This window comes from Wolbachia endosymbiont (group A) of Tromatobia lineatoria (assembly GCF_964028565.1).
GTDB lineage: Bacteria > Pseudomonadota > Alphaproteobacteria > Rickettsiales > Anaplasmataceae > Wolbachia > Wolbachia pipientis.
In genome coordinates this window covers 261,723-286,375 of record NZ_OZ034791.1, presented here as the reverse complement: position 1 = coordinate 286,375, position 24,653 = coordinate 261,723, and the positions used below count along the sequence as shown (strand labels likewise).

Annotated in this window: 25 protein-coding genes and 1 tRNA gene; 18 read left to right on the top strand and 8 right to left on the bottom strand. The window is 33.6% G+C overall.

Going from position 1 to position 24,653, the window contains the following annotated elements; genetic code table 11:
* Positions 1–85: 85 nt before the first annotated feature.
* Complete coding sequence (locus ABWU48_RS01500) at positions 86–379, bottom strand: transposase (protein ID WP_080717625.1); 294 nt, start codon at positions 377–379, stop codon at positions 86–88.
* Positions 380–413: 34 nt separating this feature from the next.
* Here ABWU48_RS01500 and ABWU48_RS01495 point away from each other — a divergent pair, with 34 nt between their 5' ends.
* From ABWU48_RS01495 to ABWU48_RS01480, 4 genes are all read left to right on the top strand, one after another.
* Positions 414–590 (top strand): hypothetical protein, encoded by a 177-nt coding sequence (locus ABWU48_RS01495; RefSeq protein WP_265014317.1) that lies wholly within the window; start codon positions 414–416, stop codon positions 588–590.
* Between the two features lie 148 nt (positions 591–738).
* Positions 739–1,848: a PQQ-binding-like beta-propeller repeat protein gene (locus ABWU48_RS01490; RefSeq protein WP_264705999.1), complete on the top strand. Its 1,110-nt coding sequence runs from the start codon at positions 739–741 to the stop codon at positions 1,846–1,848.
* Positions 1,841–3,229: a dihydrolipoyl dehydrogenase gene (lpdA, locus tag ABWU48_RS01485; RefSeq protein WP_353288434.1), complete on the top strand. Its 1,389-nt coding sequence runs from the start codon at positions 1,841–1,843 to the stop codon at positions 3,227–3,229. Before ABWU48_RS01490 ends, lpdA begins: the two co-directional genes overlap by 8 nt.
* Before the next feature lie 2 nt (positions 3,230–3,231).
* The gene (locus ABWU48_RS01480; protein WP_341820363.1) at positions 3,232–4,152 is read left to right on the top strand and encodes a tyrosine recombinase XerC; all 921 of its coding nucleotides are present in this window, start codon (positions 3,232–3,234) and stop codon (positions 4,150–4,152) included.
* Positions 4,153–4,181: 29 nt separating this feature from the next.
* Here ABWU48_RS01480 and ABWU48_RS01475 read toward each other — a convergent pair whose 3' ends face one another.
* The 5 genes from ABWU48_RS01475 to grxC all read right to left on the bottom strand — a co-directional run bounded on the left by ABWU48_RS01475 (position 4,182) and on the right by grxC (position 9,469).
* The gene (locus ABWU48_RS01475) at positions 4,182–5,645 is read right to left on the bottom strand and encodes an ankyrin repeat domain-containing protein (protein ID WP_353288433.1); all 1,464 of its coding nucleotides are present in this window, start codon (positions 5,643–5,645) and stop codon (positions 4,182–4,184) included.
* An 89-nt stretch (positions 5,646–5,734) separates the two neighbouring features.
* A complete protein-coding gene (gene trxB / locus ABWU48_RS01470) occupies positions 5,735–6,682 on the bottom strand; it encodes a thioredoxin-disulfide reductase (RefSeq protein WP_209472656.1) in 948 nt (315 codons plus the stop codon).
* Positions 6,669–7,268: a peroxiredoxin gene (locus ABWU48_RS01465; RefSeq protein WP_012673206.1), complete on the bottom strand. Its 600-nt coding sequence runs from the start codon at positions 7,266–7,268 to the stop codon at positions 6,669–6,671. Before ABWU48_RS01465 ends, trxB begins: the two co-directional genes overlap by 14 nt.
* Before the next feature lie 874 nt (positions 7,269–8,142).
* Positions 8,143–9,015 carry a hypothetical protein gene (locus tag ABWU48_RS01460; protein ID WP_209472654.1) on the bottom strand — a complete coding sequence of 291 codons (873 nt, stop codon included), beginning with the start codon at positions 9,013–9,015 and terminating at the stop codon, positions 8,143–8,145.
* Between the two features lie 115 nt (positions 9,016–9,130).
* Positions 9,131–9,469 (bottom strand): glutaredoxin 3, encoded by a 339-nt coding sequence (grxC, locus tag ABWU48_RS01455; protein ID WP_065094576.1) that lies wholly within the window; start codon positions 9,467–9,469, stop codon positions 9,131–9,133.
* Between the two features lie 68 nt (positions 9,470–9,537).
* On the opposite strand from grxC, the gene ribF reads away from it, so the two are divergent.
* From ribF to ABWU48_RS01435, 4 genes are read left to right on the top strand one after another with little or no spacing between them, the layout of a single operon-like run.
* Complete coding sequence (gene ribF, locus ABWU48_RS01450; RefSeq protein ID WP_353288432.1) at positions 9,538–10,470, top strand: riboflavin biosynthesis protein RibF; 933 nt, start codon at positions 9,538–9,540, stop codon at positions 10,468–10,470.
* A complete protein-coding gene (lspA, locus tag ABWU48_RS01445) occupies positions 10,467–10,943 on the top strand; it encodes a signal peptidase II (protein ID WP_006279329.1) in 477 nt (158 codons plus the stop codon). The genes ribF and lspA overlap by 4 nt, the downstream gene beginning before the upstream one ends.
* Before the next feature lie 29 nt (positions 10,944–10,972).
* Positions 10,973–12,313 (top strand): M16 family metallopeptidase, encoded by a 1,341-nt coding sequence (locus tag ABWU48_RS01440; RefSeq protein ID WP_353288431.1) that lies wholly within the window; start codon positions 10,973–10,975, stop codon positions 12,311–12,313.
* The gene (locus tag ABWU48_RS01435) at positions 12,300–13,619 is read left to right on the top strand and encodes a M16 family metallopeptidase (protein ID WP_353288430.1); all 1,320 of its coding nucleotides are present in this window, start codon (positions 12,300–12,302) and stop codon (positions 13,617–13,619) included. Before ABWU48_RS01440 ends, ABWU48_RS01435 begins: the two co-directional genes overlap by 14 nt.
* Positions 13,620–13,628: 9 nt before the next feature.
* Here the strand turns inward: ABWU48_RS01435 and purN are convergent, their stop codons facing one another.
* Entirely contained in the window at positions 13,629–14,189 is a 561-nt protein-coding gene (gene purN / locus ABWU48_RS01430; RefSeq protein WP_010082490.1) for a phosphoribosylglycinamide formyltransferase, read from the bottom strand.
* Positions 14,190–14,493: 304 nt separating this feature from the next.
* Between purN and ABWU48_RS01425 the strand changes: the two genes are divergently transcribed.
* On the top strand, positions 14,494–14,910 hold the full coding sequence (locus ABWU48_RS01425) for a hypothetical protein (protein ID WP_010082489.1): 417 nt from the start codon (positions 14,494–14,496) through the stop codon (positions 14,908–14,910).
* Here the strand turns inward: ABWU48_RS01425 and ABWU48_RS01420 are convergent.
* Entirely contained in the window at positions 14,903–15,433 is a 531-nt protein-coding gene (locus ABWU48_RS01420) for a Na+/H+ antiporter subunit E (protein WP_353288429.1), read from the bottom strand. The genes ABWU48_RS01425 and ABWU48_RS01420 overlap by 8 nt on opposite strands.
* Before the next feature lie 68 nt (positions 15,434–15,501).
* Between ABWU48_RS01420 and ABWU48_RS01415 the strand changes: the two genes are divergently transcribed.
* The 9 genes from ABWU48_RS01415 (at position 15,502) to ssb (ending at position 24,652) form a co-directional block, all read left to right on the top strand.
* A complete protein-coding gene (locus ABWU48_RS01415; protein ID WP_353288428.1) occupies positions 15,502–16,977 on the top strand; it encodes an ankyrin repeat domain-containing protein in 1,476 nt (491 codons plus the stop codon).
* 120 nt (positions 16,978–17,097) lie between these two features.
* A complete protein-coding gene (gene smpB, locus ABWU48_RS01410) occupies positions 17,098–17,547 on the top strand; it encodes an SsrA-binding protein SmpB (RefSeq protein WP_007548863.1) in 450 nt (149 codons plus the stop codon).
* Positions 17,548–17,553: 6 nt separating this feature from the next.
* Entirely contained in the window at positions 17,554–18,345 is a 792-nt protein-coding gene (gene lgt, locus ABWU48_RS01405) for a prolipoprotein diacylglyceryl transferase (RefSeq protein ID WP_010962823.1), read from the top strand.
* A 690-nt stretch (positions 18,346–19,035) separates the two neighbouring features.
* The gene (locus ABWU48_RS01400) at positions 19,036–20,781 is read left to right on the top strand and encodes a type I secretion system permease/ATPase (RefSeq protein WP_015589192.1); all 1,746 of its coding nucleotides are present in this window, start codon (positions 19,036–19,038) and stop codon (positions 20,779–20,781) included.
* Between the two features lie 361 nt (positions 20,782–21,142).
* Positions 21,143–22,582, top strand: coding sequence for a hypothetical protein (locus ABWU48_RS01395; protein WP_015589193.1), 1,440 nt, complete (start codon positions 21,143–21,145; stop codon positions 22,580–22,582).
* Positions 22,583–22,586: 4 nt separating this feature from the next.
* A complete protein-coding gene (locus ABWU48_RS01390) occupies positions 22,587–23,195 on the top strand; it encodes a hypothetical protein (protein WP_065094800.1) in 609 nt (202 codons plus the stop codon).
* A gap of 4 nt (positions 23,196–23,199) precedes the next feature.
* A complete protein-coding gene (locus ABWU48_RS01385) occupies positions 23,200–24,015 on the top strand; it encodes a hypothetical protein (RefSeq protein WP_353288508.1) in 816 nt (271 codons plus the stop codon).
* Positions 24,016–24,028: 13 nt separating this feature from the next.
* Positions 24,029–24,102, top strand: a tRNA-Arg gene (locus ABWU48_RS01380).
* Positions 24,103–24,169: 67 nt separating this feature from the next.
* Positions 24,170–24,652, top strand: coding sequence for a single-stranded DNA-binding protein (ssb, locus tag ABWU48_RS01375; RefSeq protein ID WP_010082448.1), 483 nt, complete (start codon positions 24,170–24,172; stop codon positions 24,650–24,652).
* The last annotated feature ends 1 nt before the right edge of the window (position 24,653 follow it).

Below are 24,653 nucleotides of genomic sequence, written 5' to 3'. Positions count from 1 at the left end.
ATAAATGCTGATGCTTGTGCTATCTATGGCAATTTCGATATCTTCCATATTATTTTTATCAATTCTGCAATCATTGATCTTAATATTAAGTTTTTTTTGAAGCTTGCGAATAGCTGATAACTGCCAAATCTCTTCCTATTTGTTGCAAATATCCTTTTATAAACCCGACTGTTTGTCTTAAGCCAATTCTAAAAAGATTAACGATTATATGCACTAAAATCACAACTTTATCACTATAAATATAGTTGCCGCCCTGCATTTTTGGACTATTTTCATACCAATTTTCGATAGCTTTATCGATGTAACGAAAAATATTTCCTCTTTTTTCTAGAAATTTGTTATATTCATGGCAGTTACTAACTCTCATTTTTTGTGGCATATTTTTCCTTAAGCGGTTAAATGGCTATTTTATAATGAATTTTGTCAGTAGCCACCAGATTTTTTCAGTTGCGATGCAACAGAGCCATCCCAGTGTCAAGCACTGGGATGACAGGAAAAGAGGCTATTTGGATGACATCTTTCTTCTTGGTATAAATTACTTTTATATCTCAATGTTCGTACAGCTATGCACGTTGCCGCATAGTGGATGAGGTGTACTACCTCTAAGAGTATACATTATCTCACATAATAATATAATATTTCGTTCATAAATCAACGTTTTTAACATGCAGCAAGAACATTTCCGTTGTAATTAAGGTTCTTAAGATGTATATTAATGAATCTTGTTTTCAATAAATAATGAAAGTAATAATTGTCATGATAATGTTATTGTGTAGCAGTTACACAATGGCAAGCGAGCGAATAATTCTAGTGGATAAAAAACTATCTCAAGGATATGTAGCTCCAGTGCTTACAGAAGATAGCGTTATTTTATCAGACAAGCACGGCGCTTTATATTCCTTTGATATTGATAACTCAAAGGCTATGAATTGGAAATTACACCTCTCACATAGGAAAAAAATTAGTAACATGAGCCTATTGCGTCACAGAGGAAACGTTTTCTTTATAGTGGATAACGTTCTACACACAATAGATGCAAAAACCGGCGAGATTCAGTGGGAAAAAGAATTGAGAGCTCCAGTAAGAGGGAAAGCAGCAGTAATAAATAATAAATTGGTAGTATTGACTATTGATAATTATCTGTACGTGTTTGATATAAAAGATGGCAGCTCCGTTTGGACTTATCAAAACGGTATCAATGAGGTTCGAGGTTGGTATTCCATATCGCCAGCAATTTCTAACGATAAAATAATAGCGCCATTTTCAAATGGTGAGTTAATAGCTTTTAATGAAGACGGTAAAAAATTGTGGAGCCAAAAATTGGCTACAAACCTTTTGGATACACAGCTCACAGATGTAACTACTACACCAAGAGTGCTTGGCGATACTTTAATAGCTACAAATAATTCTTATATCTATAGCATTGACGTGAAATCAGGAAATATTTTATGGTCAAAGTCACTGCAAGTAAAAAGTGTATCAGACATTGAATCATATTACAGTCCTCTCATTCCTGTAAAGAAACAAAAAGAAGGCGGAAGAATTTTTATAGTTACTAAAGACGATAAAATAATTGGCCTGGATATAAAAAATGGAGAAACAGTCTGGGCATCTGATTTAATAGAAAATACGCAATTGTTTGCTCCAATTATGCATGCCCATACACTGTGGGTGACAAGCAATAAAGGTTCAATGTTTGCTTTTCCGGGATCTGAAAGTGCAGGAAAGGTAGTCAAAGTACCTGGTAATGTGTTTCACACTCCAGTGTTTACTCGCAATAAGATATATGTAACAACTGAGGGAAAAGGTGTTTATTCTTTAGAAAATAGGTTTGTTTTTTATGACTGATTATGATTTAATTGTTATAGGTGGTGGCCCAGGAGGCTATAAGTGTGCTATCGCTGCTGCAAAACTTGGATTGAAAGTTGCCTGCATAGATAAAAATAGCATTTTTGGTGGTACGTGCCTGCGGGTTGGGTGCATACCCTCCAAAGCATTGCTCCATTCTTCCTATCAGTATGCTCACACGAAAAATGATCTGTCGAAGCTTGGCATAAAAATTAAGGACGCAAGTTTCGATTTAAAAGAAATGCTAGGCTATAAGGACGCCAGAGTTCAGGAACTTGGAAAAGGTATAGAATATCTGTTTAACCTTCACAAAATCACTAAAATCAATGGGCTTGGGAAAATTACTTCTTTTGACCAAGGTAATCTTGAAGTTTCAGTTGAAGGTAAGGTGCTGAAGACAAAAAATATAGTAATTGCAACCGGTTCTGATGTTATTTCTTTGCCAGGAATTAATATCGATGAGAAAAGTATTATTTCATCAACTGGTGCATTATCTTTAACTGAAGTACCAAAAAAACTTGTCGTAATCGGAGCTGGGGCAATAGGGCTTGAAATGTCTTCTGTATGGAGGAGGCTAGGGTCTGAAGTCACTGTAGTAGAATTTTTTGACAGAATCGCTGCAGCAATGGATGGAGAATTAAGTAAGTCTCTACTTTCTAGTCTACAAAAACAAGGAATAAAATTTTTACTTAGCACTAAAGTTGAGGAGATAAAACAAAGTAGTAATTCTTTGAGTATGAAAGTTTGCTCTGTAAAAGATAATCAAACAAACACTATAGAGGCGGATAAGGTATTGGTGGCAGCAGGACGCAAACCATGCACTGAGAATCTTGGTATTGATGAAAAAATAGAAAAAGATAATCGCGGTTTCGTTCAAGTTAACAACAGATATGAAACTAATGTGAAAGAAATATTTGCTATTGGTGATGTGATTGGTGGAGCAATGCTTGCTCATAAAGCAGAGGAAGAAGGAGTGGCAGTTGCAGAGATAATAGCAGGACAGTCACCTCACGTTGATTATGGAATCATACCATCTGTCATTTACACTCACCCTGCGGTTTCTTCGATTGGTAAAACCGAAGAGGAACTCAAAAATGCTGGCCGTAAGTACAAAGTTGGTAAATGTCAATTTGCTGCAAACGGCAGAGCAAAAATCACTGATGATGCTGAAGGATTCGTGAAAGTGCTGACTTGTAGCAGAGCAGATACAATACTAGGTGTGCATATCATAGGAGCATACGCTGATACGCTAATCAACGAAGCAGCAGTTGCAATGGCATATGGCGCAGCAGCAGAGGATATATACAGAATTTGTCACTCTCATCCTGATATAAATGAAGCCTTTCGAGATGCGTGCATCGATGCTTTCTTTAAAAAATAATTGTGGACCTCGGTTCAATCATTGAAAAATGGTATGAGTGGCTGAGGTGCAACAGATCTTATTCACCAAACACTTTAGAGTCATACATGAGGGACTTGAAGGATCTTATAAGTTTCCTAAATACTCACATTGGTGGAGAAGTAAATGTCGGCACTTTGGAAAAATTGAGCGTACCTGAGTTAAGAAGTTGGCTTACCTCTCGTTACGCAAGAGGTGTAAACGCAAGATCCAACACTCGAGCACTCTCAGTAATCAGAAATTTCTTCAAGTACATAAAAAATAACCACAATATAGACAATGAAGCTGTATTTTCCTTATCAAGGCCAATTCAGAGAAGAACTTTGCCCAAAGCATTATCAATACCTGATATAAAAACTTTATTGGAAGAAATGAAACTATCCGATCTGGGCGAATCTTGGGTGGTAAAAAGAGAAATTGCGATTATCGTCCTGCTATATAGTACAGGCTTAAGAATCAGTGAAGCGTTGAACCTTAGGGTTAGTGATATTAACAATGAAAGTTTAATAGTAACAGGTAAGGGAGATAAACAAAGGCAGGTATTCATTCTCCCAGTAGTAAAAAAATGTATACAAGAATATGTAAAAGCCTGTCCTTACCTTGATGAAGCACAACATCTTTTTGTGGGAGTAAGAGGAAAAAAATTGGGAAGAACTTATGTGGCCAATCGTTTGCAAAAAATAAGGAGAATGTTAAATTTACCAGAAATTTTATCTCCACATGCATTTCGCCATAGTTTTGCTACTCATTTGCTTCAGGAAGATATTGACATAAGATCAATACAACAACTGCTTGGTCACTCAAGCCTGGAAACTACTCAAATTTACACTCACCTCAATTATCAAGATGTTTTTAACATGTACAAAAATTTTCAGCAGGGCCTGGAGAAGAAATCAAAACTTTAACTTCGTTCTAAACCACCAAGCTGAGTGCTTTAAACATCACTAAGTATTGTGTTTGCTTTATATAAACTACAACATCCTAATAAAAAAAAAGCCAGTGCAACTGCTGTAAAGAAAGCACTTATTATCCCTGGATAATCTTCTATTACTAAACATGCAACAACAGTATATACTCCGAGCAATATAAAACATGCAGAAGCGTAGTTGCTTAGTTTTCTACCAGAAGAAATTGCTTGCGAGGATTTTTCGTTTTTATTACTACGGAGCAGTCTATTTTCTGATGAAAGCCTATCTCTTTCTTCCCTTACTTGTTCCAAATCTCTTTTTAATCGTGAAATTTCGACAGTGTCGCTTGCTCTTCCACACACAATTCTTTTAAATTCAATCAATTCACTTTGTTGAGCCGATTTTTCCTGCCTTACTTGTACTAAATCTTTTTCTAATTGTGAAATTTTGCCAGTTTTATTCGTTAGCTCTTGCTCTTTCTCTACAAGTTGAGCTTTTGTTCTTTCAAGCCCTTGTAAAAACTTCTCAAAATCTTCTGGTATATTATTCGTATTTGCAGGAAATTTTTCATTTAAATAATCTTTAATAGAGTTAACTGGATTATCAACACCCCCCAATGCAGCAGTAACAACTGCACGATTTATAAAACAATTATCTTCTACTAATTTTTTCACATCATCTAAATCTTTTCTATTAATAGTATCAGTTAATCGGCTCTGAATAGCTTGTTCAATTGTTTGCTTTAATTGTGCATACTGCTCGTAACTAAAATCTAGGTCTTTATGTTTTAAAAGTTTTGTCAATACTTCTTTTTCATCTTCTGTTATCGTTCGTAAACATAATCGAATAATTAAGCTAAGTGGTGTTTTTATTCTTCCATCTTTGGTTCTTCTCCAGCAATTAGGATGAAGCTCTTGATTCAATAGTGTTTTCGCTTGGCAAATATTTCCGCTAGAAAGAGCAGCTAATAATTCTTTTCCTTTCTGTGCTTTTTGTATTTCTATTATCAAATGCCCAGCACGATTTTGTCTAGCACATCCCTCAGGATTTTGATGGTTTTTATTGGTTAGATAAGTGTTTATGTTTGGATGACTTAGTAAGAGTCGTAAAGTTTTCTTTTGTTGAAAGCACATTGCTAGATGCAAAACTGTATTGTTATTATTTTGTTCAGAAATATTAACATCTATGCTCCGGTGCAGTAGGAGCAACCTAATCATATTCTGATATTCTTTTTCTGTTTCAGAGCCTGCAGACAAATTAGTAACTATGGACATCAAAGGTGTCATGCCTTCTTTATCAAACGCATTAACATCCGCACCCTCTGCCAGAGCTTCTTTAAAATCTTCTAGGTTTCCATCATCAATAGCCTTAAATAGCTGTTTTGTTGATTCACTTAGCTGTCTTGAAGTTGTCGGATTTCGAGCTTGCGATGCCGTGTTATCGCCACCTCCATAAGCTCCATAATATGCTACACCGTTTCTATAAGGCATACTAAACCCTCTTTATTAATGATTTACTAATATAATTATGAAAAAGAAAAGGAAAATTGCAAGCAATTTATCTAAAATCCTAGAATTAACTACGACTCCAAAAACTTTTCTGCATCAAGCGCAGCCATGCATCCTGTTCCTGCTGCAACTACTGCTTGACGATATACCTTATCTTGAACATCACCTGCAGCAAACACTCCTGCCCTACTAGTTAAAGTTGTTCCAGGTTTTGTAATGATGTAACCCTGCTCATCCATTTCAACAAAGCCTTTAAAAATACCCGTATTTGGTGCATGCCCGATTGCAATGAACACTCCATCCACTTTTAATTCTTGGGTTTTATCGATCTCTGCTGATTTAATCGCAATACCAGCAACCCTTTTTGGATTTTCTTCTCCAAGAATCTGCTCTACGGTATGGTTCCACATTACTTTTATTTTATCATTTTTAAAGAGCCTACCTTGCATTACTTTTTCCGCTCTTAATTTATCACGCCTGTGTATTAATATCACTTCTTTGGCAAATCGAGTTAAAAATATTGCTTCTTCAACAGCAGTGTTTCCACCACCAATCACAGCTACAACTTTATTCCTAAAAAATGCACCATCGCAAGTCGCACAAGCTGAAACCCCATAACCCTGAAATTTCTTTTCACTTTCTAAACCAAGCCACTTCGCTTGCGCACCAGATGCAATGATAATTGCATCTGAATAGTAGTCATTGATATTACCAGAAGATCTAAATCTATACTCATTAAAGTCCTCAAGTTGTTCAACGCTTTTTATCTCATCATCTATTATTTTTGCTCCAACCTTTTCTGCATGCAACCTCATTTGCTCCATTAGTTCTGGACCCTGTACTGAAACAAAACCAGGATAATTTTCAACATCTGTAGTAATTGTAAGCTGACCACCAGGCTGCATTCCCGTTACTACAATTGGCTCTAAGTTTGCACGTGCTGCATATATAGCAGCAGCATAACCCGCTGCCCCGGATCCAATAATAAGAACTTTTGTACTAAACTTATAATTCTTCACTATATGAGTTTAGATAATCAGCTACTCCTTCATCGCTTGCCTGCATTGCTGGCTTACCTTTTTTCCACCCTGCTGGACACACCTCACCATGCTCTTCATTATGTTTAATTGCATCAACGATTCTAACGAATTCATCGATATTACGCCCTAAAGGCAAATCATTTATCGATTGATGACGTACAATAAATTTATCATCAATAACGAAAGTTGCTCTCAGCGCAATTGAGTCATCATATAAGACACCATAGTCTCTTGATATAGACTTTTTGATATCAGACACTAAAGTGTAGCTAATCTCTCCAATACCACCATCATTAACTGGAGTGTTTCGCCATTTATAATGTGAAAATTTTGAATCTACACTTATTCCTATCACTTCAACACCACGCTTTGCAAACTCATTTATTCTATTATTGAGCGATATCAATTCAGTTGGGCAAACAAAAGTAAAATCAAGTGGATAGAAAAAAAGGACAGCATACTTATTTTTTATGCGCTTACTCAGACAGAAATCATCAACAATTTCTCCGTCAGAGAGAACAGATGAAGCAGTAAAATCGATAGCAGATTTTGTTACAAGATTCATAATTAACCTATTCTTTTAAAATAACTTTAATTTTACATCTTGATAAACTTATATGCAAGTTTTCTTTGGTTTTAGTCCTATAAAAACTTCCTAAAATAGCTCTTCTTTTTTACCGATAAGATACAATCCAGGTTGGAATACTGAGTTGGTGAGTATAAAATTCTACGTCATGCCACCGCGAACCGTCATACCGCCACGAACCGTCATACCGCGATTCATTCGCGGTATCTCTAGATCCCGCTAACAAGTAGTGGGATGACGGTTGTCGTTTAGCTATAAATGTTAAAAAATTTACCAAACAAAAAAAAGGCAAAAGAAGCCCCGTGGTTGGCTAATTACTTACATTATACTTTCAAGTATGGCGTTTTTTTATTCTAAACGTTTAATAACCGCGATTCAGTTGCTTTTAAGCCGCAACTAATCTAAATTATAAACATTAAGAAATTTACTAAACAGAAAAAAAGGCAAAAGAAACCCTAGGGTAGCTAGTTATTCACTATCCATTTTTTAAGTTGGCGTTTTTTTATGTTTTAAATGCTTTATAAGCGCATTTTAGCTTATATTAGGTAAAAACCTAGAAGTTTTATAAAGACATAAGGTGCACATAGTGCAAAAAATTAAACATGAGACGCCAGATACGTGAGTTTTTTTGTCATTTAATCTGTACAGAGAAGATAAATAAATAGCTTCAGTTTCATGATAAGGGAGTTGGCGGAGTTTGTCAAGTAAGTTTTTCGCTTCTGCGGGCTACTTGAATAACGGCTACAATGTTCATACAGCTATGTACATAGCTGGAACCCAAAAAAAGAACCAAGTAGCCAAGCTACTTGGATGACAGAAGGTAATATAAGAAGTCTATTGGCTCTCGTATACCTTAGTGAAACTTAACAAGTTTATCTATAGTTTTAGTGATGATTCTTGGAGTATCCGGAGAAACTGCTGAGCTCAGCCTATTTAGTCGCTCTATAGCAAACTCGCTGTTCTCATTTGTTATGAAATCACATAAAATATTTTCTATATCCTTAGTAACACTTTCATGCTTCCTCAGAGGATGATTATGTGGATACCTATTGATGGTTCTGATGCTAGAATACTCAACAAAAGCTTGATCCTTAAAAGCAAGTTGTCTCAATTTCTCTTTGAATTTTCCTTCTTCCTCTTTTGCTAAAAGGCGAGACTTTATCAGTGATTTTATAATCAAATTTATAGCTTGATGCATTTCAGAATGCACTATAACTTTAATGGTATTTTCTTCTGCTATACAATCATAAATACTTTTTTCGCTCTTTAGTGACTCTATAAGCGTTCTGCTATTTTGTGAATTCAATTCCAAATTCTCTTCACTCATAGGAGTTATTATGAAGGTGTTCTTATTTACTCTGATGTTAAATTGTGGAAATCCTTCAGAAAAGGAAAATGCTACATCCTTAGATTCAAGTGCGTGATTGCATGCAGAAAAAAGGGTATGTGCTATGATGCTGCTGGGCACTTCCATTCCGTGTTTACTCAGGTGATTCAATACATTTTCAATATCATGATATGTAAAGCCTGTATCTTTTAGCAATTCAACAACTTCTTTGCCGTTGTGCTGCTTGTACTCTATTTTCACTTCTTCTGTAAAAAGTGTTTTAGCTGCTATATGTTTATCAAGCACTGTGAAAATCTTGATGAAATTCTCTAAATCTTGTTTGTTAACTAATTCGATACTAATTAAGTTTCTGCTAATAATTGAAATATTTTTTGTCATTTTTTCCCACTAAAAAAACTCACTGAATGAATTGTATTTTTAATTCATTAAGAATTGTTTAAAGTGAGCATACTAGTTTTCATTTACGTATTACACGACAAAACAAGATAAAAAGTTACATAAAATCATCATGTGGTATAACACACTCTCCACATTCATCATTGCTGTTTGTGTAGGTTGTGACATCAGTGTGATTGTCATTATTATTTAGCATATCATCCAACTTTCCTTCTTTTTCAAGATCCATCAATTTGTCACACCCCCCCATGTGCTTATCGTTGATAAAAATCTGTGGAACTGTTCTAACGTTATACTTTGATTTTATGTCGTTAAATAGATCTGAGTTTTTGAGCACATCAATTTCTTCATACTTCACACCTTTTTTATCTAGTAAATCCTTTGCCCTTATGCAGTATGGACAGCCCTTCTTTACATATATCACAACATTTTTCACAATTTATCTCCGTAGCTTACTAAAATATAGTTATTATATATAAGAAACATGTAAAAACATCAAATTGTATGAAAATTATTTATAATTGTGAGCAAGGAATAGAAAATAATATAGCACTAACCTTCGGAAATTTCGATGGCATTCATTTAGGACACGAGTTTGCAATTTCTACTCTAAAGAAGGTAGCACAAGAAAGAGGATTACCCTCTGCAGTTTTAACTTTTGAGCCTCACCCATCAACTGTTTTATTTGGTAGAAACAATTTTAGGTTAATAGACCAAGAACAAAAAAAGGAACTAATCAGCAGCTATGGTATAGATTACTTATATATTATTAATTTTAATAGAGGTTTTTCTGAGGTTAGCTGCGATGACTTTATCAGTGAGATTTTAATAGATAAATATGGCGCTAAATACATAATTGTCGGAGAAAATTGCACTTTTGGTCATAAACGATTGGGTAATATATTAACTCTAGAGAAATATTCTGAAATATATGGATACTCTTTGACTAAATTAGAGCCATTAACAATTGACGGCAAAATTTGCTCTTCTTCTTCAATAAGGGAGTATGTACAAAGGGGCGAAATAGAAATTGCTAATAAATTGCTCGGCAGGCCTTATCAAGTTTCTGGTGTTGTGACAAAAGGTGCATGTAGAGGTAGAGAAATAGGATTTCCAACCATAAATATTCCTATAGAAGATTGCATGATAAAACCTAAGTTTGGCACATATTACGCTAGAGTGACTTTTCCTGATAGTAATCCAAATTGGTTATATGGAGTAGTCAATATTGGTATGAGACCTACTTTTAAGGATCTGAAAAAGCCTATAATAGAAATGCACATATTCGATTTTGATGAAGACGTATATAGTCATAAAGTCAATATACAACTTTTAAAATTCATAAGGTCAGAAAAAAAATTCCATAGTATTGAGGAGTTAACAAAACAGATAAATTATGATATACTTAAAGTTTATAGGTTAAAGGCAAATTTATGAAAAAGTTATGCTTAGTTGTTATATTAATTATAGTATTGATTGACCAAACGAGCAAATTGTACATAAACTCATTGATTGATGAAGGAGAATCAATTGAGATCGCTAGTTTTATAAAACTAGTTGAAGTTTGGAATTCAGGTATTAGTTTTGGAATGTGTAGCGCTTTACCACATGGCGGTTTCTTTTTTTCAGCATTTTCAATACTAATAATTGGTATACTTGCATATTTGATATACAAGTCTGACGATCAGTCAACTTACCTTGGTTTTTCTCTGATGATTGGTGGAGCAATCGGAAACGTAGTTGATAGGATCTATTGGGGAGCTGTATATGATTTCATATATTTTCATATTGATGATTGGTATTGGCCAGCCTTTAATTTAGCAGATTTATCTATAGTTTGTGGAATGTTTACATTGTTATATAAGTGGTATATATACGATATGCTTATTTCTAAACAAAATGAGGAATAAAATAATTGTTTTTATATTAGGTCGAAATAATGCTTCATAAGTTTTTTAGTTTTCTTATACTACCTGTACTTTTTTTTACTTACCCAATTTCTTCGAATGCTTTAAACATAGAGCACAACATAAAATATACTAAACTCAATAACGGACTAGATGTTTATGTTGTTTCTAATCATCGGATTCCAGCCGTTTTACATGCAGTAATATACAAAGTTGGGGGAATGGATGATCCAATCGGCAAAGCAGGATTGGCTCACTACTTTGAACATTTAATGTTTGAAACTACAGGAAAGTTCACAGATATAGAAGCCACTATGAGTAGCATTGGGGCTCAATTTAACGCGTTTACCACTAAAGAATATACCTGTTATTATGAGTTGGTCCCCAAAAAAGATTTACCACTGGCAATGGAAGTTGAAGCAGATAGAATGGGAAACTTTAATGTTACTCAAGACAAAATAGATAGAGAAAAAAACATTGTACTGGAAGAAAGAAAAATGAGATTTGATAACCAACCTCATAACTTGTTATGGGAAGAAATGGATAGTGCATTTTATCGTACTGGCTATGGTAGATCTGTTATTGGCTGGGAGAGCGATATCAAAACTTACAATCAGGATGACATAACGAGGTTTCATGATAACTATTATCACCCCGGCAATGCAATATTACTGATTGTGGGTGATGTGGAACTTGATGAAGTAGTGAAATTAGCAGAAGAAAAGTATGGCGAAATTAAAGCTAAGCCTATAATTAGGCATTACCCTAATCAGGACCCAGTACATAACGCAGGTCTATCGGTGACCTTAGAAAGCACTGAAGTAAAAGAACCAGTTTTATATTTTCGTTATCGTGTACCCTTATTTGAGCATATAAACGAAGCTTCCGCTGCTCATTTAGCGGTTGACATTTTAGGTGGCGGCAAATCCAGCAAACTGTATAAAGATTTGGTTTTAGATAAAGATGTGGCAGTATCAGTGTTTGCTTATTATAATAGCCCAGCTTTTAGTGATGGCTACATTGATATTATGATAATTCCAAAAAGTGGCGCTAATTTAGATATTGTTGAAAGAGAGTTAGATAATACTATTAATGGCTTCGTATCTAAAGGGGTGACGAGCGAGGAATTACAAAGCTCAAAATATAGGTATAAGGCAGCACAGTTTGATAATCTATCTGACTTAACTCATATAGCGATGTTCTATGTGTCACACCTTGCACTTGGTATTCCACTTGATGAAATAGATATTTCATATAGCAAGATTAATGATGTCAATCTAGAGGATGTAAATAATAAAATCCGTGCTATTTTTTCTGCTAATAAGTTAATTGGTCGTTTATTACCAAAAGGAGATAATAATGAGAATAAGTAAAATTATATTTCTATTTTTTTTCTGTCTAGGCTTTAATTTACAAGCAAGTGGTAACCTAAATATAGAGGAGGTCACTACCCGTAAAGGATTTAAGTTTTTATTTGTAGAAAATCATGATTTGCCAAAAGTTTCACTAAATATATCGTTCAAGGATGCAGGTTATGTGTATGAGAATAAGGAAAAACAGGGGCTTGCTTGGTTTACTTCTCTTGTAATCCAAGAAGGGGCAGGAAAAAATGATGCCAAAGATTTTGCGAAAAAGCTTGAAGATAAAGGGATTAGTTTAAATTTTATTGCTGATTTAGAAGCATTTAGGGTTTCATTAAATACTTTGTCTGACAATCTAGAGGAAGCAATTTCATTACTGAGCGATACTATAATGCGTCCTAAAATTGACCCTGAAGGGTTGAATAGAGTTTTCGAGAAAGCCAAAGTTGATTTTAATAATCTTGAAAAAAATCCTTATTTTGTTGCTGAAAAAGAATTAGATACGTTATTGTTTAAAAAACATCCTTACTCAAAAAGTGTGTACGGTACTCTTGATACTATAATGAGCATTACTAGAGACGATGTTTTAACATACATAAAGCGTAATTTTGCTAAAGATAACATAGTTATCAGTGTTGCTGGTTGTACAAAAAAAGAAGAAATTATTACGCTATTAGATAAATATTTATCTAAATTGCCGTCAAAAAGATCAAAAGTTAGAAAAATACCTGTAAAAAATAATTTTGGTTCTGCAGAAAGTAAGAATATTTTTATGGATATACCACAGAGTGTGATACTTTTTGCTCAAAAAGGTATAGCTTATGAAGATCCTAATTATTATAACGCTGGTGTCTTAATTGATGCACTTGGTGGCATGAGGCTGAATTCAATATTAATGACAGAACTGAGGCAAAACTTGGGTATTACTTATGGTGTTTATGCAAGTAATATTTCCAATAAACATGGAAATATTATATCTGGATTTATAAGTACTGATAGTTCTACTGCTGGCAAAGCTATATCAGCAGTAAAAGATACATTTAGCAGAATAAAAAAGCAAGGAATTGACGAACAATTGTTCAAGGATGCAAAAATTGGCTTGGTAAATAATCTTGTCCTTTTCCTGTCCAATAACACAAATACAGCAACGCTGCTAGATAATATGCAGATAAATGATCGTGATGTTAACCGTATAAATAATTATGCGAATATCATTAATGATGTTAAATTAGAGGAAGTAAACGAACTGGCAAGTTCTTTACTGGAACCTGAAAATTTATTTTTTGTTGAAGTTGGAAAAAACGCTCAAGGTCAATAATTATTACAGTCATATATCTTCTGCTATTGACCTTACTGCTTCTACATAACACTTATGCTCCTCAGCTAGAATGCGTTCTGAGAGGCTTTGAATATCATCAGCTGGTAACACTGGTACAACAACTTGAGCAATTATGGCTCCAGCATCAACTTCAGGAGTGACATAATGTACAGTACAACCTGTAATTTTTACACCTGCTTTTAGAGCTTGCTCTTGAGCGTTTAGGCCTTTAAAAGACGGAAGTAAAGAGGGATGAATATTTATCACCTTGTTATGCCATTTACTCAGAAAATCAGCTTTGAGAATTCTCATAAACCCTGCAAGGCAAATTAAATCAACCTTATGTTGAACAAGTATTTCGTGAATTTTACCAGCATCAAGCGGTTTATCTTTAACAATAAACGCTGAGATTCCTGCTTGCTCTGCTATTTTCAGACCAGCAGCTTCGCTATTATTTGTGATAACACATGCAACTTCTGCGGAAAAATTCTGATCTTGACATGCTTCTATTAAGGCCTGCATATTCGACCCCCTACCTGAAATTAGTATTCCGAGTTTTATCTTTTTCATTATAGCACAGTTAGTTTAGAATTTAGTTAATACTAACAAAACAGCTCAAAAGGAAAACTTATTTTATAGCAAAGAAGGCAGACTAAACTCTTTATATAAGTGGACCTCTAATTTTGGACCTCACTGGACAACACAAAATAACGAATAGCCCCATGTACCCAGCTAAAACTAGTTTTAATGCTTAGATATTGTGCTATTTTTGTATAATATACTACTATAAGTATATATTTTTGTAATCGCGTTATTATTTATTTAACAAAGTATTAGTATAATTTATTACACTGGATTAAATGGAGAAAGTTCAATGAGTAAATTACCGAACAATGCAAAAATAGGTAAATCTCAGGTTACTCAGTGGGAGGTAATAAAAAATTGTGAATATGCTGATAATTGCTTGTCAAAAATAGTAACTTTGTACGTTATTAGAATAACTCAGCTATCAGATTTTTATACGAGTGACGAACCTGAAATTAACACTGTTTTAGCAAGAATAAGCGTGACAAGTGAAAATGTATTTTTAAACAAGGCTACTACTATTGAAGTTATGGAAGGTATTTTTCCGTATAAATTCAACAGCAAGAAGAGAAATAACGTATTAAGGTTAGAAGATTTGTATAATTATTTATGTTCTATTGTTAACAATAGCCTTCCAAAAGAAATGCTTGAAAGTCTTGTAAGGGAATATAAGGATGCTGTTAACTTATTTAAAGCAATTACTTAACTGAACGTAGTATTTTTAAGATTTTATTTTCTATTTCAGAAATGCCGCTTTCAAGATCTTTATCTATCAAATACATGGTAGAGAAATATGTTTTCTGCTTACTTTCAACATTGATAGTTAAAGTTCCGGGAGTGATTGTGACTGAATTGGCAAATAACGCAATGCTTTCATCATTATGCCCTTTGCATTTTCTTAGAATAATGATTGGCTCAAGCTTAGATTTGAGTTGTAGCACCTTTTTTGTTACATAAACACTTGATAAAATGATTTGGTACATTAACCATGGTATATAACTTACTAACTTATAAAACGACAGTCTACTCGTACTATTTAAAATCTGGCTAAGAGCTCTTTCAGCGTTTATCAACCTTCTAAAGATAAACGATGTGAATATAGAGGAAAACACTCCACAAAAAATAAAAAACGGCTCAAAATAACCAGACAATACAGTCCATAGAACAAATAAAATTATAAATGACAGAGAAAAAAACTTGATTTCCTTCCTAAAGTTGAGGGTTTTCATAGTCTGTAATATAACTTAAATGACTCTTTAAGGAAAGATAATAACGAATATTTAGGTTCTTGACTTCTATGTTAAAAGATATAACAACTAAGTTATGTATTTTAAGTGAGGAAGTTATGAAATATGACAAATTTATGGAAATATTAAAAAAAATAAATGACCTTTCAGATTTGAGCAAGGACAATATAGTTGAAAAAATAAAAGCTAAGTTACAAGAAGAAGATCCAGATTTATGTCAAGAGTGGGAAAAGAGTAAACCTGACAACGATAGTGGATCTGGCATAAATTACATATTTACTATATCTCGTGGTCAAAATTCTAAGGAAGTCAAATTGTTACATCTTGCTTCTTATTGGAACTGTGCAAATGTAGCAAAAGCTCTGATTGAAAACGGGGCAGATATTAATGCAGAACATGATAATAAAATTACTCCTTTACATATTGCTGCTCACTATGGCCACGAAGATGTAGTAACCATTCTAACTGGAAAAGGAGCAATTGTTGATGCAAAAAATGGTGATGGATGGACTTCTTTACATTTTGCTGTTGAAAAGAACCACGAAAATGTAGTAAACACTCTAATTGGAAAAGGAGCAAATGTTAATGCAGAAAATGATAAAGGATGGGCTCCTTTACATCTTGCTATTACAAATGGCCACAAAGAGATAGTACAAGTTCTATCAAAAGCAGAAGGAATCAACGTTGATGTAAAAAATAGTGATGGGTGGACTCCTTTACATCTTGCAGCCAGAGAGGGCCATAAAGATGTAGTAGACATTCTAATCAAAAAAGGAGCAAAGGTTAATGCAGAAAATGATGATAGATGTACTGCTTTACATCTTGCTGCTGAAAATAACCACATAGAGGTAGTAAAAATTCTAGTTGAGAAAGCAGATGTTAATATAAAGGATGCTGATAGATCGACTCCTTTGCATCTTGCTGCTGAAAATGGCCACGAAGATATAGTAAAAACTCTAATCGCAAAAGGAGCAAAGGTTAAGGCAAAAAATGGTGATAGACGTACTCCTTTACATCTTGCTGCTAAAAATGGCCACGAAGGTATAGTAAAAGTTCTGCTAGAAGCTGGAGCAGACCCTTCATTAAAAGATGTTGATGGAAAAACGCCAAGAGACCTCACTAAAGATCAAGGTATAATTCAGCTTTTAGAGGAAGCGGAAAAAAAGCAAACGTTAAAAAATGAGAATAAAAAAACGCCAAAGGATCTTACTGAAAATAAAGATGTAATGCAGCTTCCAGAGAAAAAGGAAGAAAAACAAATTGGAAAAAATGCAATTATGAAAGAAAAAGAACAGTCTGCAAAAAATGCAATTGTAAAAGGTGTTGTTGTGTGTTTTGTAACTGCAGTGATAGTTGGTGTTGCACTTGCATTTGCTACTGCCCTATCTGTACCAGCAATAATTGGGCTAGCTGCAGGATCTGCGCTCATAGTTGGTGCTGGTCAATATATAATGTCAAAGCCTAAAACTGAAATGAAAGAAGTAAAGGAACTTGTGCCTAGAGAGACAGAAAAAGCACTTACTTGATTTTTGTTATCCTGTTGCTATCAGACTAGCCTGGCACCTTATATTTATTGGGATAACTGTTTTATTATGAATTAAGTCAAAAACTCTGTAATATATTGAAGCTTAAAGATATCTTTAGATATGGAAGTTATTGCAGAAAATAGGAAAGCAAGGTTTGAATATTTCATCTTAGAAGAATTTGAAGCGGGTATGGTCTTATTAAGCAGTGAAGTTAAATCGCTAAGAGAAAGAAAAGTAAATATTTCCGACGCCTACGTTGTTGAAAAGAATAGCGAAGTATGGCTGCACAATATGCATATTGCAGAATATAAAGCTGCGAACCGAAAAAATCATAAACCAAAAAGGGAACGTAAATTACTCTTGCATAAAAAGGAGATAAATAAACTAATTGGTCAAATCAAGACTGCTGGGATAACTGTTGTGCCGCTTTCGGTCTATTTTAACGATAAAGGATTTGCAAAAACTAAAATTGCCATTGTAAAAGGAAAAAAACTCTACGATAAGAGAGCAACCATAAAACAGAGAGAGTGGGATCGTGAAAAAAGTAGATTGTCTAAGAATAATTTATAGCAAAATATGTCTTTAAATCCAGTAATTTTCAGCATCGGTCCTGTTTCTATATATTGGTATTCCTTAGCCTACGTTTTGGGTATAGTGTTTGCATATTGGTATTTACATAAGCTAGATGACCAAAAAATATTTACTAAGAATTTTTACGATTCGTTATTAACAGCCACTATTGTAGGTATTATCCTTGGAGGTAGACTTGGCTACGTATTGATATATGATCCAGTTCTTTATATAAGCAACCCTATTGAGATATTGAAGACCTGGGAAGGAGGGATGTCATTTCATGGTGGTGCTATAGGAGTTTTGCTTGCAGTAATAATTTCGTGTAAAAGACATAATATCCCTACATTTTATGCACTGGACCTAGTTTCTTGCGGAGTTCCCATAGGTTTATTTTTAGGTCGCATAGGCAATTTTATAAACGGAGAGTTATTTGGCAGAGTTACAACTATGCCATGGGGTATGGTATTTCCAGAGAGTGGTGATAATTTGCTGCATCATCCAAGCCAGCTTTATGAGGCACTTTTTGAAGGACTGCTACTTTTTGCAGTTGCAAATTCACTGTTTTTCTTAACTAGAATAAGACTGTATCACGGTGCGTTAACTGGTATTGCAGTTATGTGGTATGGAATAGCACGTTTTTTCGTTGAGTTTTTTCGCGAACCAGACTATCAAATTGGCTATTTGTGGCTTGATTTAACTATGGGGCAGTTGCTTTCTATACCTATGGTTTTGCTAGGAATGCTTGTATATCTAGGCGCATTAAATTTAAAATTTAATACGAAATCTGTCACATAGAGAAAAGGTGAGTTCAATAGAAAAATGTAGCCAGAAGCCCCACATTATGCACAATTGTACGAATTTTCTGCGTTGCAGTAGAATGAATCGGTGGGCTTTGTTGCATCGCTAGCTATGATGGATTAAAGATAAAAAAGGTGGAGAATATCAGTAGCTTATTATTCTGGTATTTATAACAAGAACGGTCAGTGAATACCTAAATTTGAGTAAAAGAAATTTCACTACCACTCACTAATCCGGCTAAAATTCAAGAATTTCAATGCTTTAGCTATTTTCAATAGAATTAAATTTATTAATATAAATAATAAATTACTATTCTTAAATTTGATCAGATTGATTGCAAAAAAACAAGATTTTCAATAGGTTGCTTATAATCCTAATTATAGTTAGCCTTTCATAAGTAGCGATGCAACAAAGCCATCCCAGTGTCAGCTACTTTCATGACACCATTTGCTGTGCAGTTTACCTTCAAAAATGAATGTTCGTACAGCTATGGAATGAATCGCGGTATGACGTAGCTTCGCTATAGGCAATGAAGGAAATATTAACTATACTTCTTTTTACCATTGTTTATATTTCCTATTCACATATATTAATATTTTACTCACTTAAAGTAAGCTAACTACCGTTATTAATATTTTTGTAATAAAAATTGTATATGGTGCATGTAATCAAATTAAGAGGAAGATTGTGGAAATTACGCCATCAATAAAAAAAGAATTGAAGCAAAGTACTCTATATGTTTGCCTAGAAAAATGCAAAAGTGCATTTTGGTTTATCTTTTGGTTTAGTGCGGGAATCAATTTATTAATGTTATTCCTACCACTTTATACCTCTCAAGTGCTTGATCGGGTGATATCGAGCGAAAGTGTATCAACACTAACTATGCTGACAATTATCACTTTATCTGCATTTGCATGTTCTGCAATGCTTGAAACTTGTCGATATTTAGCCATGGCAAAAATAGGTGATTGGATCGATAAAACTGCAACACCAGATCTGATAGTAAGGTCAATCAGGCTAACGTCAGTGCAGAGCTCAACTTCAAGTGGTGAAGCAATACGAGATCTCGGAGTGATAAAAAATTTCATTACAGGAAATGGTATATTCTCACTGTTTGATACTCCATGGTCGTTAATTTACCTTGTTGTGATTTTCATGATACATACCTCCACGGGGTTTATAGCTATTACTGGAATTATTATATTAGTCTCTATGGCAATATGGAATGAACTTGCCACTAAACGAATATTACAAGAAACCAACGAAGAAACTATACGGAATATCAATGCTATAGATGTTGCAACAAGAAATGCAGAAGTGGTTGAAGCTATGGGCATGTCAGAATTCATAGTCTCTGATTGGTGTAAACGAAATGATCAGAACCGAGCAATGCAAATTAAAGCACAAAATCGCTCTAATGTAATTACTGGAATCACTAAATTTTTGCGCTCAACTCTGCAAATATCAGTAATTGGAACAGGTGCATTACTTGCAATCACAGCTCATAAGACTGCCGGTAGCATCATCGCTGCTTCAATTTTAATGGGTAGAGTATTAGCACCATTTGACGCTGCGGTTCATACTTGGAAGTTTTTAAATCAGGCTAGAATGTCATATGGAAGGCTACAAAGACTTATATTAACATCGCCAAAAAGAGAGCAAACGATGGCTCTACCAGAACCTGAAGGAAAATTGGAATTTGATAGAGTATTTTTTACTCCTTATGGAAGCAATAAGCCGACAGTAAAAGGAATATCATTCATTATAGATCCTGGAGATGTAGTTGGTGTTATTGGTGCAAGTGCTTCTGGTAAATCCACTATCGCAAAATTAACTGTTGGTGTATGGAAGCCAATATCTGGTGTAGTCAGACTAGATGGCGCTGATGTATATACTTGGAATCGAGAAAATTTTGGTAATTATGTTGGCTACTTACCTCAGGATATTGAGTTATTTAACACTAGTGTCAAAGCTAATATTGCTCGCATGAGGCCAGATCCAAATCCTGAAGAAATAATCAAAGCAGCAAAAATTGCAGGAATACATGAACTAATACTAAGCTTACCAAATGGATATGATACAACAATAGGAGGTCCTGGAGGAGTAACGCTCTCTGGCGGCCAAAAACAGCTTCTTGGACTTGCCAGAGCTTTTTATGGTCACACAAAACTTTTAGTACTTGATGAACCAAACGCTAACTTAGATAGCAATGGAGAGGCATGCTTAATTAATGCAATTGGCATTGCAAGAAAACAAAATACTACTACTGTTATCATCACTCACAAGCTACCGTTATTGTCCGTAGTTGATAAGGTGATCCTCATGTCAGATGGTGTCATTTACGCTATGGGACCAAAAGATGAGATTTTGAGCAAATTAGTTGCTCCATCATCAAGTACCACAGAAGATGAGCGCTCTTCAGCAAATGGTTAGTTTACTTACAATAAATTCTGTATCTGAAATAACAACTGTTCCAGAAAAATATATATTTCTTTACCATTAGAAATAATATTACAAGAATAGTAAATAGATTAATAACTCTTATTAATTAAAGTCAATCGGCAGATATAGCTAAAGTGGCTTAGGTTTACCTACAATTTGAAAAACAACAAATTCGTCTTAATGAATTTTCTTAATTTGTTATCTAAATAACTTAATATTAGTAGTAATTTTATAAAAAAATTATAATATAAATAATGTTGCTGCGAAAATTTATAACAATATTTCCCTCTAACGTTTAATGAATTTCAATAAATTGCCTTTTTAATTCTAGATAAGTATATGCTTTGTTAATATGTTTAGTTCAAAATCCAAAAGTAAGTTTATGCTTTCTATTGGAGAAGAAGGCATAATGTTACTATATTTTAAAAATAATACTTTAAATAAAAGGTATTTTGTTAAGGGCAAAAACGATAAAGCAGTTTCCGATTTAATTTCATGTCTTTCGTCAGATAAAAAAGCACCTTTATACCTGGTGCTTAATCATGCAGATCAAAATTACTCGCTACAGTTTATTACAAGGGCAAACAAGATTAGTGCCTATCTATCAGCAAAAACAAAGATGGAGCATTTTTCTCGTAATAATGACATAAGTTCAGTTTTTTTGGTTGAGAAGCCAAACAAATTCAATCAAAACTGGTGCTATCTTCTTGTTTCATCAAAAGCAAAGCATTTAGTAGAATATTGGTTGAATGTGTTTATTGAGATAGGCTCCAACTTTAAGGGAATATTAATGTTTCCTATAGAAATAAGTAATATAACAAAAAAGATTCTACATAAAGATCCTAATAATTGGAAAATTATAGTTGCTGCAACTAAAACGGGAGGCTATAGACAAGTGGTTCTTAAAGAGAATAAAATGGTATTTACGCGCTTAACATCATTTACTAATGATAATTTACCAGGAATTATCGCTGGTGGAATATATCAGGAAGTGCAAGATACTATTCGATCCTTAACTAAGTTTGGGTTTGAAAAAAATAACCCTATCGACCTTTGTATCATAGTGTCAGAAGATATCAAAGCTAGTTTATCAGTCATAAATTTTTCAGAGAACAGTGTGAACATATTAACTCCATATGAGTTAGGCAAACTATTAGGAGCAGAACTAGCTATAAGTGAAAAAGATAACTTTTGCGATACCATAATTTTGTTTCATAGCTTTAAGAATAAATTAGCAGCTATTTTTAATACAAAGGAAACTAAAGAATTTTATCTATTCAATTACCTTTATTTAAACTCTCCTCGAATTTTTCTATACTTCGCCCTGGTTTTAGTTATAACAAACACCCTTTGTTTGCTAAATTTGTATTCAAATTTCAATGTCGCTGATAATTTATCAGCAAAGCAGAACACCTTAAATAACCAATTAACAAAACTTAGCCAAAGCTATAATGTAAAAAAAATAGATGAAATTTATGATTTTATTAATATCAATAATATTTTATCAAAAATAGAATACTCTCCTCTTACACAAGTTAAGTATGTAGAAAAGTTAAAAATACCAGGTATAGAGCTTCGATCATTTGAATGGAATTATAATGAGGCAAAAAGTTATATTACCACAACTTTAAAGTTTAATTTTCAATCCGGTAAAAATATTTCTCATCAATACGAGAAACTACGAAAAAATTTAAACGATAATTTTCGTACCTATGACATTAATATTTCTAGCTTACCTGCTGCTAAAGAGCAAAATCTATCTATTGATGTTGAAATAGGAGAGGCAATGTAGATTAATGACTATCTCTCAATTAAAAAGAAAAGCTACAATTCAGTTTATATCGTATTTGTTATTATCTGTTGGATTAATAGGGTTATTAACATATGTTGTTATCTATAACGAAAAGATTTATAATAAAAACCAAATTGCGATTGATAAAATACGTTCTATTAATTTACAGATTACTGGAATTCAAAAAAAGGAAGTTGTTCTAAATAAAAACCTAGATTTATGGAAAAAAATTTCTTCTTCAAATTTACATAGTAGCAGATACATTGCAAATTTAAATTTCGAGCTTAGCAAGTTATATAAAAAGTACTATATATTAGAACCTGAAATATCAATTTCTATACCCGAAGAAGTTGAGCTCCACAACAAAAGTGAACGCACAAAAGTAATAAAAAGTGAAGTGGTCCTAAATTTAAGCTCAATCAGCGATAAGCATATTTTTTTATTTCTACAGTCTATTCCAAATCTGCCCGGTTATGTTATGATCAAATCTCTTATTTTAAATAAGCAGAGAAATATTGATGCTGCAACTATGAATCAGATTTTGAATGGTAATATGATAGAGATAGTGAGAGCTAATATAGTCTTTGATTGGTATACTATATTAAGTAGATAAGGTGATGAACATAAAGCTGTTTTTTATTTTTACGCTACTCATTTCCAATGTTAATGCATATTGCAGTTGTGAAGATATCATAGAAAGCATAGAAATTTGTAAGGAGTATTCTTGCCGACAATATATTGGCAATGAAGATTTTATTGAGCATAAAATATTAGGATTAAATAGTGGAAATTTATGCGTATATATAGAAAAACAAGGTAATGATGAAATGGTTTGTCATCATTCTCAGTATGGAATGATGATAGAAAAAAGATATTTTGAAAGTATTCTTAAAGTTGGCAATCAAGAAATCGACGATTTTATTGATATAGCAAATTTGCGTGCAAAAGAGTGTTTCTTTATCAACAATCAAAAACTAAGCTATACAGATCGGGACGATATAATAAGAGAAGCAGTGGAAAGTGACTTTGACGTTTTGTCAGAATATAGTAACGTAAAAAGCATTTTTTTTGATGAAGAGCCAGTTAATAGAATGGTCAATGAAATGGAAAAGTTCAATTTACAATCTTCAAGAGCTGCAAAAGAGGAGGTATCAGATAATTTCAACGGTAAGGTAGTGAGTTTAGACTCAATTTTATATCTTTCTCCCGATACATGGAAAATATGGGTAAATGGAAAACTGTTTATAAATACTAAGGATTTAAAAGTGCACTCAGTCACTGAAAATTATGTAACTTTTGTATGGACCTTAGATCAAAAAGCAATAAAAAAGCATGCGAATGATTCTCAAAATGTATATTTTGGATATGGGAGTATTATGTTTACGCTTTATCCAAAACAAAAATTTGACTTGGATGGCTTATCTATTAAATAACTTAAATATATATGCGCTTGTAGCTCAGTTGGATAGAGCGTTGCCCTCCGGAGGCAAAGGCCGTGGGTTCGAATCCCTCCAAGCGCACTTTTAATTAAATTTGACAATAGTATTTTCACATAAGATAATAAAAGGATTTATTTAGAGCATAATTATGTCTGGTGGTACCATAAACAAAGTCATACTAGTTGGTAATTTAGGAAAAGATCCTGAAATTAGGACTACACAAAATGGAAAAGAAATGGCAAGTTTTTCAATAGCCACGTCTGAAAGTTGGACTGACAAACTTTCCGGTATGCGCTCTGAAAAGACAGAGTGGCATAATATCGTAATTTTTAGTGAAGGATTAGTAAAAATCGTCAAAGATTTTGCACGTAAAGGCAGTAAAGTTTATGTTGAAGGTTCTTTGAGAACTAGAAAATGGACTGACCAAAACGGTGGTGAAAGATACACAACAGAGGTGGTTCTATATAATTTTAATAGCGCTCTTACTCTCTTGGATTCACGAAATAGTGCGCCAAATTCTGATTACAAGCCAAGTGAATACAAACAAGGTGAAACAGAACAAAAAGATAAACACGAAAGTTTTGACAACGATATAAAAGATGAACTACTCGACGATGAAATACCATTTTAAC